The sequence below is a fragment of the Saccharomonospora sp. NPDC046836 genome (assembly GCF_040645195.1).
Taxonomy (GTDB): Bacteria; Actinomycetota; Actinomycetes; order Mycobacteriales; family Pseudonocardiaceae; genus Prauserella_A.
In genome coordinates this window covers 59,165-75,325 of sequence record NZ_JBEYXW010000001.1, presented here as the reverse complement: position 1 = coordinate 75,325, position 16,161 = coordinate 59,165, and the positions used below count along the sequence as shown (strand labels likewise).

General features: G+C 68.5%; 12 protein-coding genes. 9 read left to right on the top strand and 3 right to left on the bottom strand.

Annotated elements, in window-relative coordinates:
- Nucleotides 1-15 precede the first annotated feature (15 nt).
- Nucleotides 16-1,410, bottom strand: a complete 1,395-nt coding sequence (gene eccD / locus ABZ863_RS00340; RefSeq protein ID WP_358529106.1) for a type VII secretion integral membrane protein EccD — start codon at nt 1,408-1,410, stop codon at nt 16-18.
- A 270-nt stretch (nt 1,411-1,680) separates the two neighbouring features.
- Between eccD and eccCa the strand changes: the two genes are divergently transcribed.
- The 4 genes from eccCa (at nt 1,681) to ABZ863_RS00320 (ending at nt 8,571) form a co-directional block, all read left to right on the top strand.
- Complete coding sequence (eccCa, locus tag ABZ863_RS00335; protein ID WP_358529103.1) at nt 1,681-5,691, top strand: type VII secretion protein EccCa; 4,011 nt, start codon at nt 1,681-1,683, stop codon at nt 5,689-5,691.
- Nucleotides 5,692-5,754: 63 nt separating this feature from the next.
- Nucleotides 5,755-7,635, top strand: coding sequence for a type VII secretion-associated protein (locus ABZ863_RS00330; protein ID WP_358529100.1), 1,881 nt, complete (start codon nt 5,755-5,757; stop codon nt 7,633-7,635).
- Nucleotides 7,636-7,909: 274 nt separating this feature from the next.
- Entirely contained in the window at nt 7,910-8,227 is a 318-nt protein-coding gene (locus tag ABZ863_RS00325) for a WXG100 family type VII secretion target (protein WP_358529097.1), read from the top strand.
- A gap of 56 nt (nt 8,228-8,283) precedes the next feature.
- On the top strand, nt 8,284-8,571 hold the full coding sequence (locus tag ABZ863_RS00320) for a WXG100 family type VII secretion target (protein ID WP_358529094.1): 288 nt from the start codon (nt 8,284-8,286) through the stop codon (nt 8,569-8,571).
- Nucleotides 8,572-8,637: 66 nt separating this feature from the next.
- Here ABZ863_RS00320 and ABZ863_RS00315 read toward each other — a convergent pair whose 3' ends face one another.
- The gene (locus ABZ863_RS00315) at nt 8,638-9,168 is read right to left on the bottom strand and encodes a DUF4333 domain-containing protein (protein WP_358529091.1); all 531 of its coding nucleotides are present in this window, start codon (nt 9,166-9,168) and stop codon (nt 8,638-8,640) included.
- A gap of 33 nt (nt 9,169-9,201) precedes the next feature.
- The gene (locus ABZ863_RS00310; RefSeq protein ID WP_358529088.1) at nt 9,202-10,113 is read right to left on the bottom strand and encodes a hypothetical protein; all 912 of its coding nucleotides are present in this window, start codon (nt 10,111-10,113) and stop codon (nt 9,202-9,204) included.
- Nucleotides 10,114-10,297: 184 nt separating this feature from the next.
- Between ABZ863_RS00310 and rplM the strand changes: the two genes are divergently transcribed.
- From rplM to ABZ863_RS00285, 5 genes are all read left to right on the top strand, one after another.
- Nucleotides 10,298-10,750, top strand: coding sequence for a 50S ribosomal protein L13 (gene rplM / locus ABZ863_RS00305; RefSeq protein WP_358529085.1), 453 nt, complete (start codon nt 10,298-10,300; stop codon nt 10,748-10,750).
- A 71-nt stretch (nt 10,751-10,821) separates the two neighbouring features.
- Nucleotides 10,822-11,259, top strand: coding sequence for a 30S ribosomal protein S9 (rpsI, locus tag ABZ863_RS00300; RefSeq protein ID WP_358530318.1), 438 nt, complete (start codon nt 10,822-10,824; stop codon nt 11,257-11,259).
- A 245-nt stretch (nt 11,260-11,504) separates the two neighbouring features.
- A complete protein-coding gene (gene glmM, locus ABZ863_RS00295) occupies nt 11,505-12,839 on the top strand; it encodes a phosphoglucosamine mutase (RefSeq protein ID WP_358529083.1) in 1,335 nt (444 codons plus the stop codon).
- A 253-nt stretch (nt 12,840-13,092) separates the two neighbouring features.
- Nucleotides 13,093-13,398 carry a type VII secretion target gene (locus ABZ863_RS00290; RefSeq protein WP_358529080.1) on the top strand — a complete coding sequence of 102 codons (306 nt, stop codon included), beginning with the start codon at nt 13,093-13,095 and terminating at the stop codon, nt 13,396-13,398.
- A 2-nt stretch (nt 13,399-13,400) separates the two neighbouring features.
- On the top strand, nt 13,401-16,157 hold the full coding sequence (locus ABZ863_RS00285) for a hypothetical protein (protein WP_358529077.1): 2,757 nt from the start codon (nt 13,401-13,403) through the stop codon (nt 16,155-16,157).
- The last annotated feature ends 4 nt before the right edge of the window (nt 16,158-16,161 follow it).

Sequence of the window (16,161 nt, the reverse complement as noted above, 5' to 3'; positions counted from 1 at the left end):
CCTGGTCTTTCCGCATCATCCGATGTCGAGATGGCGCAGCGTGGAGTAGAGGCCCATCACCGCGAGCGCGAGCGGTAGCACCGACGCGATGCAGATGGCTTCGAAGATCTCGACGGTGCGGCGCATGGGCGGGGAGAAGCGCTGGTTGGGGAAGATGACACCGAGCACGAGCGCGCCGGCCGCCAGCAGGATCAGCGCGCCGAACACCCACATGACCCGGCCGTCGGCGTTCGCGGTCCACAGCCAGCCGATGAGGATGCCGCCTGCCGAGGCCATGCCCGTGGTCAGCAGGGCGACGGCCTGGCTGCCGTTGGCGTAGGCCCGTGCGCGCAGCAGCAGCACGAGCGTGGCGACCACACCGGTGATGACACCGTAGATATCGGGGGACGAGGCGGTGATGACGGCCGAGATCGCGGTCACCGACCCGCAACCGACCAGCAGGCCCGTCATGTAGTTGTGGGCGACGCTGGTACGGCGTTCGATCGAGGAGTAGTCCGGGTAGCCGGTGTCCTCTTTGAGCTCTTCGGCGGTGCCGGGCACGTGCGGCAGCGGCAGCTTGGCGAGCCAGATCGTGGCCCTCGGCAACAGGGAGATACCGGCGAGTGCGACGGCCACCGTCCCCGCCGCGATGCCCGGCGCGGGGTGGGCGATCAGTGTTGCGACGAGGAACGCGATCAGCCCGAAGACCCCCGCGGTCGCGGCGGCGATGAACGTCGTGATGCCGGCACCCATGATCAGGATGCAGACAGCGGCGACCACCACCACGAGCGCGCTCGCCAGCAGGAGGTTCGCGCGCATCGACACGTCGGGCACGATGTAGAAACCACTGACGAAGGCCAGCGGCAGACCACCGGCCGCGGCGATCAGCACCCCTGTCGACTCGGCCTGGTAGCCCTTCGCGAGCGTCGCGCCCACCGCAACACAGGCGATCGCGCCGACACCGGCGGTGATCGCCACCGCGAGGCCGTTCCCGCCGTACAGCGGTCCACTGAAGAACAGCGCGAGAGCCGAGAGGGCGAGCGCGAGCCCACCCGCGATGTGCCCGATCCGCTGCGCGGTCTCCTTGGTCCACGGCCGGAAGCTGTCCGGCTCGGCTTCGGCGATGGCGTCGACGACGTCGTCGTACAGCGGCGGGGGCGGGTTCTCGTTGCGCTTGCGCAGTTGCAGCAGCTCGCCGTCCACAATGCCCAGCGACGCCAGCGTCCGGCTCGGGTCCAGCGGCGCGTCGCCCAGCTTGGCCAGCGCCCACCCGCCGTGGCGGGCGCCTCCGTCCGGAGTGACCTCCTTGGCCATGTCCAGCAGCATGGGCAGCAGATCGGCCACCGCAACGTCCGCGGGCAACGCGACGTCGATACGCGTTCGCGGTGCCACCACCGTGACCCGGCTGAATACGGTCGTGCCCGTTGCCACCTCGTCGCCCCCTACCTGGAGATTCGCTGCACCGTACTTATACCGCGCTGGGAGTTACCCGCGAAGGGCCGGTGACATCTCGCCAGAAACCGGCCCACACTGTCACAGTGCCGCCCTAGTATTAGCGCACCTGGGTCCTGCGTGGGGTCACTTCCGGTGAATGAACCGGGTTGAGGCAGTCTTCGCCCGCGAACTGGTCTGGTTCGCTACCGTGTGGACTCGGCCTGGCACCTCGCAGGCCCGTCGCCGAGTTGAAGAGGGGTCTTTTCGGTGAGCACGCTGCAGTTCAAGCGGTCGCCACGGCTTGCTGCTCCCCGCCCGCCGGGCGGCGAGGTCCATCTGGAGCCGCCGCCCGAGGTCCCCAGGACGATCCCCGGCAACATCGTCATGAAGATCCTGCCGGTCGTGATGGTCGTGGCCATGCTGGGCATGGTCGTCTTCATGTTCACGGCAGGCGGTGCCGCGGCGCGCAGTCCCTTCTTCCTGATGATGCCGCTCATGATGATGATGTCGATGGTCGGCATGTTCGCCGGTGGCGGCCGCGGCGGTCAGCAGAAGAAAGCGGAGATGAACGAGGACCGCAAGGACTACCTGCGGTACCTCGGGCAGATGCGTGACCGCGCCCGTGAGGCGATGGTCGACCAGCGCGCGTCGCTGGAATGGGTTCACCCCGACCCGCAGGGCCTCTGGTCGATGGCCTCGACCCGGCGCATGTGGGAACGCAGGCAGAGCGATCAGGACTTCCTGCACCTGCGCGTCGGCCGCAGCTCGCACCGACTGGCCACTCGCTTGGTGCCGCCGCAGACCGGTCCCGTCGACGAGCTGGAGCCGATCGCCACCCTGGCGCTGCGCCGTTTCGTGCGCGCCCACTCGATCGTCCCCGACCTGCCCACCCAGATCACCCTGCGTGGCTTCGCCGCCGTCGGTATGCAGGGCGACAAGGAACTGACCCGTGGGCTCACCAGGGCGCTGCTCGCCCAGCTCGTCACCTTCCACAGCCCGGACGACGTGCTGATCGGCGTTGCGACCGCGGGCCGGGCCAAGGAGGAGTGGGAGTGGGCGAAGTGGCTGCCCCACGTGCAGCACCCGTCGTTATCCGACGGCATCGGCCAGATGCGGATGATGGCCGGTTCGCTCGCGCAGATCGAGCAGTGGCTCGACGAGGAGCTGCGCGAGCGCCAGCGGTTCTCCCGCAACGCGACGCCGCCGCCGGACCAGCCGCACGTCGTCCTCGTGATCGACGAGGCGGATGTCACCGGTGAGGAGCAGATCCTGCTCGAAGAAGGTCTGGTCGGCGTCACGCTGATCGACCTGTCCGACGCGACCGGTAACCTCGCCGCCCGCCGTGGTCTGCGGCTGGTCGTCGAGAAGGAGCGGCTGGGTGCGCGCAGCGCGGGCGGAGTCGAGTGGTTCGGTCGCCCCGACACGCTCAGCCTCGTCGAGACGGAGGCACTCGCCCGCAAGATCTCGCCGTACCGGATGGGCTCCGCCGCGGCCGACGACAGCGAGGAACAGCCGCTGCTGTCCAACCCGTCGCTGCTGGAGCTGCTCGGCATCCCCGGCGACCCGATGACGTTCGACGTGCAGCAGGCCTGGCGGCCCCGCCCCGTGCGGGACCGTTATCGCACCCCCTTCGGTGTCGGCGAGTACGGCCAGCCGGTGGAGCTGGACATCAAGGAAGCTGCGATGGAGGGCATGGGCCCGCACGGCCTGTGCATTGGTGCGACCGGTTCCGGTAAGTCGGAGTTCCTGCGCACGCTCGTGCTGGGCATGCTGGCCACCCACTCGTCGACCACGCTGAACTTCGTCCTGGTCGACTTCAAGGGTGGTGCGACGTTCCTCGGACTGGACAAGGCGCCACACGTCTCCGCGGTCATCACCAACCTCGCCGACGAGGTCACGCTGGTCGACCGTATGAAGGACGCGCTGGCAGGTGAGATGAACCGGCGCCAGGAGGCGCTGAAGAACGGTGGCAACTTCAAGAACGTGTGGGAGTACGAGAAGGCGCGCGAGAACGGCGCCGACCTCGACCCGCTGCCCGCGCTGTTCATCGTGGTCGACGAGTTCTCCGAGCTACTGTCGGCCAAGCCGGACTTCATCGATCTCTTCGTCGCGATCGGACGGCTCGGCCGTTCGCTGCAGATGCACATGCTGCTCGCCTCCCAGCGACTGGAGGAGGGCAAGCTGCGTGGCCTCGACTCCCACCTGTCGTACCGGATCGGTCTGAAGACGTTCTCGGCGGCGGAGTCGCGGGCGGCGATCGGTGTGCCCGACGCGTTCGAGCTGCCGTCGGTGCCCGGTGGTGGGTACCTCAAGTACGACACGTCCACATTGGTGCGGTTCAAGGCCTCCTACGTGTCGGGTCCGTACCGGCCCGCCGGGATCAAGGCGGCGGCGCCAGGTGCCAAGGTGGTCCGCGCCGACAAGCGCCCGCAGCTGTTCGTTCCCGACTTCGTCGAGCTGCCGAAGGAGCCTGAGCCGCTGGCCGAGGTCGTCGAGCAGCCCAAACAGGAGTCGGAGGAAGCCGTCGAGCCGAGCGAGCTCGACGTCATCGTCTCGCGCCTGGTGGGGCAGGGCCCGCCCGCGCACGAGGTGTGGCTGCCGCCGCTGAAGGAGCCCAACTCACTCGACACGCTGCTGCCGAACCTGAACCCCACCGAGGACCGCGGTCTTTCCCCGGTCGGATTCTTCGGCAACGGCAGGCTGCAGGTGCCGCTCGGGATCGTCGACCGGCCGTACGAGCAGCGGCGTGACCCGCTGTGGGCGGACTTCTCCGGCGGCGCAGGCCACGGGGTCGTGGTCGGCGGCCCGCAGTCGGGTAAGTCGACCCTGCTGCGGACGCTGATCATGTCGATGGCCCTCACCCACACGCCGGAGGAAGCGCAGTTCTACTGCATCGACCTCGGCGGTGGCACGCTCGCCGGTCTCGCCGGGCTGCCGCACGTCGGTGGCGTCGCGATCGCCCGCCGCGAACCGGACAAGGCCCGCCGCATCGTCGCCGAGCTCACCACGCTCGCCAACGAGCGGGAAGCCCGCTTCGGCAGCCTCGGCATCGACTCGATGAACGACTTCCGCAACCGCAAGCGCCGTGGCGAGATCACCGCCGAGCAGGACCCCTTCGGCGACGCGTTCCTGATCGTCGACGGCTGGCGCGCGCTGCGCGACGACTTCGACGAGCTGGAGCCGCTGATCACCAAGCTCGCGGTGCAGGGCCTGACCTACGGCGTGCACGTGGTCATCTCGTCCAACCGCTGGGCCGACATCCGGCCGGCGATCAAGGACATGATCGGTACGCGGTTCGAGCTGCGCCTCGGTGATCCGAGCGAGTCCGACATCGACCGCCGGGTCGCTGTCAACGTTCCCGCCGGCCGGCCAGGACGCGGGCTCACGAGGGACAAACTGCATCTCCTCGGTGGCCTGCCACGTATCGACGGTTCCAGCGATGTGCAGGAACTCGGTGCCGGTGTCGCCGACGCCGTCGGCAAGATCCGGTCGGCCTGGCAGGGCAGGCCCGCGCCGCAGGTGAGGCTGCTGCCCGAGCTCGTGCAGTACGACGAGCTGCTCGCGCAGGACAAGCACCGCGGCTCCCGGCTGGTCCCGATCGGTGTCAACGAGGACGAGCTCGCCCCGGTGTACCTCGACTTCGACGCGGACCCGCATTTCATCGCCTACGCCGATGGCGAGTCGGGCAAGACGAACCTGCTGCGCCAGATCGTGCGCGGCATCACCGACCGCTACACCAAGAAGGAAGCGGTCGTCATCCTCGTCGACTACCGGCGGACCATGCTCGGCTTCGTCGAGGGCGACCAGCTGCTCGGCTACGCCGTGTCGGGCAACCAGCTCGACGGCATGATCAAGGAAGTCGCGGCGTCGATGGGCAAGCGCCTGCCGGGGCCGGACGTCACCCCGCAGCAGCTGAAGGACCGGTCGTGGTGGAACGGACCGGAGCTGTTCGTCGTCGTCGACGACTACGACCTCGTCGCCACCTCGACCAACAACCCGCTGCGGCCGCTGTCGGAGTACCTGGCGCAGGCCAAGGACGTCGGCCTGCACGTGATCGTGGCGCGCCGCACGGGTGGTGCCGCACGCACCGGTATGGACCCGATCCTCGGCAAGCTGAAGGAGCTCGCGATGCCGGGCATCGTGATGAACGGTTCGAAGGACGAGGGTCAGCTCCTCGGCAACGTCAAGCCGAGCGCGATGCCGCCGGGCCGCGGTGTGTTCGTCAGCCGCAAGATCGGCAAGCAGCTCATGCACGTCTCGTGGATCCAGCCCGAGTGACGCTACTCGGGGGAGTGGTGACAAAGTGGCTCCCGATGTGTCGATGATTAGCGGGAGCAGCTGGTGACCTTGCGGGTGGCCGTGGACTTCGGGACATCGAGCACCTGTGTGGTCGCCTCGGTGAACGGTCGTGAGCCGCAGGTCGTGGTGATCGACGGGCAGCCGCTGATGTCCTCGGCGGTCTATGCCGCCTCGGACGGCACGTTGTTCGTCGGGCAGGAGGCCGAGCGGCAGGCGGCCGTGGACCCGGCACGGTTCGAGCCCAACCCGAAGCGCCGGATCGACGAGGGTGAGCTGCTGCTCGGCGATTCGGTCCTGCCGGTCGTCAACGTGGTGCACGCGGTGCTGGCCCGCGCGGTGGGCGAAGCCCGCAGGCTGGCCGCGGGCGCCGAGGTCGCTTTGCTGGTGCTCACCCATCCCGCCGACTGGGGCGCGATGCGGACCCGGTTGCTCCGCCAGGCCGCCGCCCAGCTTGCGCGCGAGGTGGCGCTCGTACCGGAACCTGTTGCGGCGGCGGTGTTCCACGCGGCGACGTTCTCCCCGACCGAGGTGAACCAGGAGCGCACGGTCGAGCTCAGCGGCAAGCCCGGTGACACGCTCGCGGTGCTGGACCTCGGCGGCGGCACCATCGACGTCAGCGTCGTGCGCCGCGCGTCAGCGGCAGGCAGGCGTGCCGGTTTCGAGGTGCTGGCGACCAAAGGAGACCCCAGCTTCGGTGGCGCCGACATCGACCAGGCGCTGCTCGAACACGTGGGCTCGCTGGTGTCGGCGGCCGACCCCGAGGCATGGGAGCAGTTGGTCCAGGGCCGCGAGTTGACCGACCGGCGGCGGCGCCGTGTGCTGCGACAGGACATCCGCGGCGCCAAGGAAACGTTGTCCCGCCACGCCTACACGGATGTGCCGATGCCGCCGCCGTTCGCCGACGCGCACGTGACGCGTGAGGACCTCGAGCGCCTCGTGGCGACGCCGTTGGCCGGTGCGGCCGAGTTGACCGTGGCGACCGTCGAGGCGGCCGGCCTGCGCCCGCGCCAGCTCACGGCGATCTTCCTGGTCGGTGGTTCGAGCCGGATACCAATGGTGTCGCGCCTGGTGCACGAGCGCAGCGGAATGGTCCCCACCACTCTCGATCAACCAGAAACCGTGGTCGCTCGCGGTGCGTTGCGTGCTGTGCAGCTCATCCCGGACCGGACCCGTGCGCTGCCAGGCAGTGCACCGGCGCGGCCGGGTGGCGTGCCCGTGCACGACCAGCGCACCAAAGTGGTCGCGCGCCCTGACTTCGGTGCGCGGCCCGCGCGTCCGGTGTCCGGTGCGCCACGGCCCGCGCGCCCGGCCGCTCCCGCGCGCCCCGGCGCTGGTCTGCCGTCGCCGCGCCGCCCGCAGGCCCCGGCTCCGGCCAAGCCCGCGCGCAGGCGCACCCGCGTGTGGTGGCTGGTCGCCGGCGCGTTCGTGCTGGTGGCCGCGGCTACTACCGCGCTCGTGTTCGTACTCCGCGATGACGTGCCGCCGCCACCTGAGGGCCGCACATTTGCCCAGTACTCGTACAAGTTCGTCGCGCCGTCGGACTGGACGCAGACGGGCGACAACGTCGCCGACCGGCAGGTGGTCGTCAAGCCCGGCAACGCACAGGACGGCGACGATCTCGTGGTCGTGCAGGAGTTCGTCCTGTCCTACAACGGGTCCGCCGAACGCGACCGGCTGGTCGGTGTGCTGCGCCAGGCGGCAGCGGAGTATCCCGACCGGTACGGCAACTTCCAGGAGAACCACCAGTTCGCCGGCCGGGACACGATCCACTACGTCGAGACGAAGTCGGCCGCGACGGTCAACTGGTACGTCCTCGCCCACGACGACGCCCAGGTGAGCATCGGCTGTCAGGAGGCTGCCAACCCGCAGCGGGTACAGACGGCGTGTGAGCAGGTCGTGCGCACCCTCGAGTTCACCAATTGACCGCATTACCTCATCCGGGTGAACGAATGGGTTCCGGCGGGGGTGCGCAGTTCACTGAATGTGCGGAAAACGGTTGCGGCACAGGGGTTTTCGGGACCGGTTCGCCTAGTCGTTGTGGCGGGCTGGACCAGTGGGTTCCGATGTGGAGCATTCACGGTCGCAACTACTTGAGGCCATACCGCGACAACCGGGAACCGCGCATGGCAATGTCTCCGTCGTAGGGCCAGTACGGACGAAGTACGGGCCAATTCACAAACGAAGGGGGTTACCTCCGATGGCAGGCGGTTTCACCGGGACACCGGAGCAGTTCCAGCAGGCGTACCAGGACGTCGACCAGATCAAGGGGTCGATGGACCAGAACCTCAACACGCTCCGCAGCAACATCGAGGCCACGCAGGCCGGCTGGCAGGGCGAGGCGGCGAAGGCGTTCAACAACGTCATGGCGGCCTTCGACGAGAAGACCCGGAAGCTGAACGAGGCGCTCGCCAACATCGGTGAGCTGCTCCAGCAGTCCGGTGTGAAGTACCAGCAGGCTGAAGAGGAGCAGAACTCCGCTATCAGCAGCATCGGCAACACGCTCGGCGGACTCTGATTCTGCTTTCTCGCTGACCTGAATTCTTCGAACTCTACGACTTCACGGAGGGAAAAATGCCTGAGGGCATCGTTGTTGATTACAACACCATTCACACCGCCGCCGAGGACTGCACCAAGACCGGCTCGGAGCTGGACGCGCTGTTCGAGGACCTGAAGGCCCGCCTGGCCCCGCTGACCGACAGCTGGTCCGGTGACGCGATGGCGGCCTGGCAGGACGTGCAGAACCAGTGGAACACCTCGCTCGACGAGATGAAGCAGGTGCTGGCTCAGATCGCGACCGCGCTGCCGCAGATCGCCGACGGCTACCAGTCGACCGACAAGGGCATCCAGGGGATGTTCTGATCGGCGCGTACGCGCGTGAATGCGGGCCCGGCCACAGTGGCCGGGCCCGCATTCGTTTGTGGATGTCTACTTGGGAGCGCCGACCTCGAACTCCGGCTTGTCGTTGAGTACCCGGATCGAGACCGCCCTGCGCTGCCCGCCGATCTCGACCGTGCACTCGAAGGTGTGACCGGTCTGGACCTGTTGGTCGGCCGGGCACTGCACGTTCGTCACGTCGTGCTCGCCGTAGCTGTCGCGCAGCACCGTCGCGACGCCGGTCTGCAGCGACCGCTGTTCGAGCACGTCGCCGCGGAAGGCGCCGAGTAACCACGCCGCGATACCGCCACCGGCGAGCAGCACCACGACGATGGCGCCGATCAAAAGCGGCTTGCCGAGCTTGCGGCGTTTCGGTGGTGCGACGTCGCCGAAGGCGCCGAGCCCGCCGTACTGCGACTGGAATGTTCCGCCGAAGCCGGCGGGCTGCCGCGGTGCCTGTGGATGCGCCGGCTGTTGGCCAGGTGCCTGGTAGTTCGGCGGCTGCTGGCCAGGTGCAGGGTAGTGCTGCCCCTGTTGCGGCGGCTGCCACCAGCCCTGTGGCTGGCCGGGTGGCTGTGTCATCGGATTCCCCTCGTCCGCGCGTGATCGTGCGCCCTAGCCTCCGGCACTGGTGATCTCGCCCATCCGGTCGTAGTAGTCGTCGACCTGCTCGTCGGTGGTCAGCGCGGTCACCTGGTCGGCAGGGGGCACCTTCGGCAGCTCTTCCTCGGTCGGCGGATCGAGCACCTGGTAGTGCTCGTTGATCTCGATCTCGTGGCCGTCCGCGGAGATCAGCCCCTTCATCTCGATCTCGGTGAGCTTGCCCTGCGGGTCGAGCGCGATCCGGGTGTTGATGATGCCGTCGCGCATCTCCCCGGTGATCTGCTCGAGCACCCAGTCGGGCAACACGACCACCCGCTGCTCGATGAACTCCCGCAGTGTCACCTCCGCGGTGAGCTCGGTGCTGCCGTCCTGCAGGCTCTTCGCCTCCTTCGCGGCGTGCCGGTTCTCCAGCGACGCGCTGACGGTGTCGAGCATCCGGCACACCGTGATGTAGCCGCCCCAGAAGCAGATGCCGTACCCGGCGTCCTCGTAGGGCATCGACACCCACTGCGTGGGCGCGAGGCTCGAGTACACCGGTCCGAGCAGTGTGTACTCGACATCGCTGCCCGCGGGGTGGAAGTAGTCCCGGTAGTCGGAGGAGTCGCGGTTGGAGTGGTTCTTGTACAGCCGTGACGGCGGGCTACGGACCTGGATCGCCGTGAGCGTGACGTCGGCCTTCTTGTCGTCGATGCGTGTGTAGGACCGGTGGGTGCTCTTGCGTGGTTCGTCGGCCGACAGGTCGTTGGCCAGACCTTCGAGCGTGGCGGAGAACTTCGCGCTGACGTACTCGGCGGCGGCGTCGCCGTCGGGGATGGCGGTGCCCGGTCGTCCGCTGCTGCAGGCGGTGGTCAAGGTCAGCACGGCACCGAGCGCGACGAGAGTCCGCAACCGCCGCCGTCGCGACAGCCTGAGCCACTGTGTCATTTACTGGTCCCCCGGAGAGTCTCATCGCAGCACGCTGCCGGAGACACTAGTATGGCCAGACCGCCCCCACCCCGCCTTCACCCTCTTCGGGACGAGGGGGTATCTTCGTAAGCTGTTGTGCACACGAGCGTCCGCGCTCGGCCCGCACTGACCCCACAAGCAATGTTGACGACGAGGTAGACCCTTGCCCACGTACAGCCCCAAGCCTGGCGATGTCACCCGTGCCTGGCACGTGATCGACGCCGAGGATGTCGTGCTCGGCCGGCTCGCGACCGAGGTCGCCACGCTGCTGCGCGGCAAGCACAAGCCGACCTTTGCCCCGCACGTGGACACTGGTGACTTCGTCATCATCGTCAACGCCGGCAAGGTGGCGCTCACCGGTAACAAGCGCGAGCAGAAGTTCGCCTACCGGCACAGCGGCTACCCCGGCGGTCTGCGTAAGCGCTCCTTCGGCGAGCTGCTCGAGACCCGCCCCGAGCGGCTGGTCGAGAAGGTCGTCAAGGGCATGCTGCCGAAGAACAAGCTGGGCCGCGCCCAGGCGAAGAAGCTCAAGGTCTACGCCGGGCCGGAGCACCCGCACGCCGCGCAGAAGCCGCAGCCCCACGAGATCACCAAGATCGCTCAGGTGACCCAGTGAGTGAGGAACAGTCTGTGACCAGCACCGAGACCGCCACCGAGACGGCCACCGCCGCCGTCACCGCCACCGAGGTGGCCGTGACCAGCGAGACGCCGGCGGCGCCGAGGCCGTCGCGTGCTGCCGGTGGCACCGCGCAAACGGTCGGCCGGCGCAAGGAAGCCGTCGTCAGGGTGCGGCTCGTGCCCGGCTCCGGCAAGTTCAAGCTCAACGGCAAGTCCCTCGAGCAGTACTTCCCGAACAAGGTGCACCAGCAGCTCATCCGTGAGCCGCTGGCCACCGTCGACAAGCCGGACTCGTTCGACGTCTTCGCCAACCTCGGCGGCGGCGGCACCTCCGGCCAGGCCGGTGCGCTGCGGCTCGCGATCGCCCGTGCGCTCGCCGAGATCGACGGTGACGACCGCCCTGCGCTGAAGAAGGCGGGCTTCCTGACCCGCGACGCCCGTGCCACCGAGCGCAAGAAGTACGGCCTCAAGAAGGCGCGCAAGGCTCCGCAGTACAGCAAGCGCTGACGCGCCACCAGCAACGCACCGAGGCGCCCATCCGACTTCCAGGATGGGCGCCTCGCGCGTTTCGGCCTACCTGCGGTTGAGTTCGCAGGCTCACTTTTGCGCCGGGGCGTTATCCAGGGCTGAACGTGCTGGTCTATGGGTAAAAGGTGACGGCCACTAGGTTGTGGGGCGCTCACCGGTAGACAGTGGTGGAGTGCGGGCGGTGCGGGATACCGGCGGCTCCTACAGACACGGAGGTCGAGGACATGGCCCGCCTTTTCGGCACCGACGGAGTACGCGGCCTCGCCAACGGCGAGCTCACCCCCGAGCTGGCGATGTCGATCGCCGTCAGCGCGGCGCGGGTGCTCGCCGCCCACGACCGATCGCACCGGCCGGTTGCGATCGTCGGCAGGGATCCCCGAGCCAGTGGTGAGATGCTCGAGGCCGCCGTTGTCGCGGGGCTGGCCTCGGCCGGAGCCGATGTGGTCCGTGTGGGCGTGCTGCCCACACCTGCCGTTGCCCACCTCGTTGGTGACCTCTCCGCGGACCTCGGCGTGATGATCTCCGCGTCCCACAACGCGATGCCGGACAACGGCATCAAGCTCTTCGGCGCGGGCGGGCACAAGCTCGCCGACGGGATCGAGGACGAGATCGAGGCGGGCCTGAACGCGCCGGGTAACCGCCCCACCGGCGCCCAGATCGGCCGCGTCTCCGACCTCGACGACGCGCTCGACCGCTACACCACGCACCTGATCGAGGCCACTCCGCATACTCTTGCGGGCCTGCGGGTGGTGGTCGACTGCGCCAACGGGGCCGCGTCGCTGGTCGCGCCCGAGGCATACCGCAAGGCCGGTGCCGAGGTCATCGCCCTGCACGCGGAGCCGGACGGGATCAACATCAACGACAACTGCGGCTCCACCCATCCCGAGCAGCTGGCCGCCGCGGTGATCCAGCACGGTGCCGACCTGGGTATCGCGCACGACGGTGACGCCGACCGCTGCCTCGCGGTCGACGCGGGCGGTGCCCTGGTCGACGGCGACCAGATCATGGCCATCCTCGCGCTCGCGATGGTCGAGGCGGGCGAACTCGCCGAGAAGACTCTCGTGGCCACGGTGATGAGCAACCTCGGTCTGCATCTGGCGATGCGTGATCACGACATCACGCTGCGCACGACGGCGGTGGGTGACCGCTATGTGCTGGAGGAGCTGCGCGCGGGTGGCTACACCCTCGGCGGCGAGCAGTCCGGGCACGTCGTGCTGCCGGCTCACGCGACGACTGGCGATGGTCTGCTCACCGCGCTGCGCCTGATGAGCCGGGTCGCCGCGACGGGTACGCCGCTGGCCGAGCTGGCCGGCGTGATGCGCAGGCTGCCACAGGTGCTGGTCAACGTGCGGGTGGCCGACAAGGCCGCGGTCGCCGCGTCCCCCGCGGTGCGGGACGCGGTGGAGGCGGTCAGCACCGAGCTCGGCGACGAAGGCCGCGTCCTGCTGCGCCCGTCGGGGACCGAACAGCTCGTCCGCGTCATGGTCGAGGCGCAGGCCGAGGACATCGCGCAGGCGGTGGCCGACCGCCTCGCCGGCGTGGTCGCGTCCGTCGCATAGGGACTCGGCATCGCGAGTTGCCCGCCCAGGCCCGTGAGTTGCCCGCCCAGACTCACGAGTTGCCCTTTCGGGCGCGTGAGTTGCCCGTTGGGTAGAGGTCAGGGGTGACGAGCGTGGTGTAAACCTGCCTTTCCGGTGCGCGATGAATCACTGACCTGTAGGTTTTTGTGTGCATTCGCGACGGCACCGGATGCCGGCTGGTCGCGTCTGAGTCGAGACGAGCACGACCACAGCCTCATGAGCGGGGGGAACCATGGCCGGTGGACAGACAGTCGATCCGGGCAAGTTGAACGCAGCCGGCTCGGCATACACCCAGGAAGGTGGCGAGCTCAGCACCGCGGGCTCCCAGATCGAGACGGGCGTGTCCATGGGCCAGGTCGGTAATGCGTGGTCGGGGGTCGCCGCGCCCTACAGCGACGCGATCGGCAAGTACCGCAACAGCGTGACCACCTACGGCCAGAAGAGCACAGAACTCGGCGGCAAGCTCACGCAGGCGGCGAGCGCCTACGAGCAGGGCGAGCAAGTCAGCCGCGACACCATCGTGTCGAAGGGAGCCTGATCGTGGGGATATTCGACGTCGACGGCGTCCAGCAGGTCGTCGCGGAGAGTGAGTTCACCGACGCCGAGCTCAACGAGATGCGGTCACTGCTCGACGATCCGGACGTCACGGCGGAGAACAAGCAGAACATGCTCTATGTTCTGTCGAACGCGAACCGGCTCAGCGATGCGGAGATCAACCGGTACTCGGCTGAGGTAGGCGCCGATGCGGACGACGTCCGCAGTGGTGGTGAGGCGCTCCGCGAGAACATGGACAACGCACGCACGAGCCTGCCCGCCGCGCGCGAGGACGGCTGGCGGGCGAGCGCCCGCGACACCCAGAACAGCGTCCAGAACGCGCAGCAGATGCTGGACCAGGGCGGGTTCTCGAACTCCGACGAGATCATCGACGAGGCGCAGCTCGCGGTCAAGCTGTTCGAGGACTTCCATCCCCGGTACGAGCGTGCGGGGGGACTGGGCGGCAGTGGCATGCCGTCGCAGCCGGAGGACCGCGGTGTCGTCACCGTCGACCAGTCGTCGATGAATGGCAGTGGGAGCACGGGTATGCCCGCTACCTACTCGCACAGCGGTGTCGACCCACGCAGCATCGAGGAAGGTATGGACGAGTTCCGCGGTATCGACTTCACCGCGTTCCGTGCCGATGCCGAGACGCTCACGACCGCACACATCGCGGTCACCGATTCCAAGGAGGCGCTGGACTCCTCGTGGAGTAGCAACGCCGCTGACTGGACCGGTGACGCCAAGTCCGCGGCCGAGCAGGTGAACAACGCGCTCGTCCGTGGTGCCGGGGACCTGTCGCAGGCACTGCGAACGGCACCCGAGAACATCACGTACACAGTGGACAATGCGATCCAGCAGAACGTGATCAACTTTGCGCAGTCGGTGCTGGACCTCTACGGCGACGGGACAGTCGCGGAACTCACGCCCCTGCAGGTCGACGCCTTCATCACCGCGAAAGAAGACCTTCCCGCCCTCATCGAGGAGCTGGAAGCCAAGATCGAGGAGATCGAGAACAAAAGTCTGTGGGACAAGTTCGTCGACCTGATGAGCAGCCCGCTGACCGCGGTCGTCACGGTCATCAGCCCCATCGGCGCGCTCATCGGTTACAGCTACGCCAGCGAAATCACCGAGGACAACATCCGGGAGGAGACCGACAAGTACCGGGGCACCCTGCAGGAAGCCGAGCAGCGGCTTGCGGAGTTCTGCGCCGACTACGACACCAAGGCCAACTCCGTCCATCAGCAGGCCTCGTCGTACGTCTCGGGAATCCAGGACAACTACACGACGCTGATCGACTCGCTGAACCAGGGACTCGAACCCGACCCGTTCGCCGCGACCGACACCGGCGGCGACGCAGGTGGTGACACCGGCGGCGGTGTCGACACGGGTGGTACCGGCAACGGCACAGGTAGCGGCAGTGGTAGCGGCTCCGGCGGCGGTGGGAGCGTTCCCGGGGTGGGCGGTGGCGGCACCGGCGGCGGTGGCAGCATGCCCGGCATCGAGACGCCGGAAACCGAAAAGCCGGAGGGGATGAACCCGGTCACCGGCAAACCGCTGGAGCTCAACCCGGAAACGGGGGAGCCGTACCCGATCGACCCGGAGACCGGTGAGGCGATCAAGGACCTGGGCAGCGACCAGGACACGCTGACCGTGGAGCAGGGTGACCAGACCTTCACGATGACCGAGCCCGATGACGAAGGAAAGATGGACATCTCCGTCGAGGACGGCTCGGGCGAGCTGAAGGAGTACCAGCTCGACTTCGGTCCCGACGACCCGTCGGCCGCGGAGCCGGGCGAGTTCGGCCCGCAGGGCACGGGTGAGCCGGGTGAACAGGTCTACCGGCCTGGTCCTGACGGCAAGATCCACATCGAGGACGGCAACCTCAAGATCACCGCTGAGCGGCCGGAGGGGCCGGAGGGCCCGACCGTCGTGACCGTCGACAACGGTCAGGGCGAGCCGGTCACCTACACACTCGGCACGAAGGAGCCCGACGGTTCCGCGGAAGCCCTGCGTGACCGCGTTACCACGCAGCCAGGTAGGGCCGACGCCGGGCAGCCGGTGCCGGGGGCAGCGGGCGATGAGAGCGGCTCGCAGTCCGGCGCCACAGGTGCGCAGAACGCCGACGCCGCTGCAGGCGGTGGTGCGGCGAGCGGTGGTGCCGCTGCAGGCGGCGGCGCTGCCCCGGCTGGTGACTCCACGCCTGCTGGTGACGCGGCGCCCGCCGGTGATTCGGGCGCTGGTGGCGCTGCTGCCGGTGCTGCTCCCAGCTTCGCGGCGGACAGCGGTTCGGTGGGCGTTGGTTCGGTCGACGGTGGTGCGGATAACGCGGCTGGTTCGGTCCCGGGCTCCGAGGCCACGACGGCGCAGACCGTTGGCGCCGGTGGTGACAGTGGGGGCGGCGCTGCCGCGGTGTCGGGCGGTGGCGGAAGCGAACCGTTGGGAGCGGGAGCGTTCTCCGGCGCGGACTCGCAGCCCGCACCTGCCGCGGCCGGCGGCGGCCTCGGCGTCGCGCCGGGCGGTACCGGTGCGGAGGGCATGGCGTCCGCCGGTGCGCAGGGCGGCGGTATGGCAGGCGGTATGGGCATGATGGGCGGCATGGGTGCCATGGGTGGCGCGGGCGGTGGCCAGGGTGGTGACCAGGAACGCAGCTCGAACCCCTACCGTCTGGATGGCGGAATCTTCGAGACCAGCGGGTCGGCGAACCGGATCAGCGGCTCGTTGGCCGACGACGCGGACCGCTCGATCCGGTTCGACCGGTGACGGT

What these genes read in the sequence shown, in the direction of transcription:
- ABZ863_RS00290 (WP_358529080.1), top strand. Translation starts at nt 13,093, where the DNA reads ATGGCCGGTGGACAGACAGTCGATCCGGGCAAGTTGAACGCAGCCGGC.
- ABZ863_RS00320 (WP_358529094.1), top strand. Translation starts at nt 8,284, where the DNA reads ATGCCTGAGGGCATCGTTGTTGATTACAACACCATTCACACCGCCGCC.
- ABZ863_RS00315 (WP_358529091.1), bottom strand. Translation starts at nt 9,168, where the DNA reads ATGACACAGCCACCCGGCCAGCCACAGGGCTGGTGGCAGCCGCCGCAA.
- glmM (WP_358529083.1), top strand. Translation starts at nt 11,505, where the DNA reads ATGGCCCGCCTTTTCGGCACCGACGGAGTACGCGGCCTCGCCAACGGC.
- ABZ863_RS00310 (WP_358529088.1), bottom strand. Translation starts at nt 10,113, where the DNA reads ATGACACAGTGGCTCAGGCTGTCGCGACGGCGGCGGTTGCGGACTCTC.
- ABZ863_RS00325 (WP_358529097.1), top strand. Translation starts at nt 7,910, where the DNA reads ATGGCAGGCGGTTTCACCGGGACACCGGAGCAGTTCCAGCAGGCGTAC.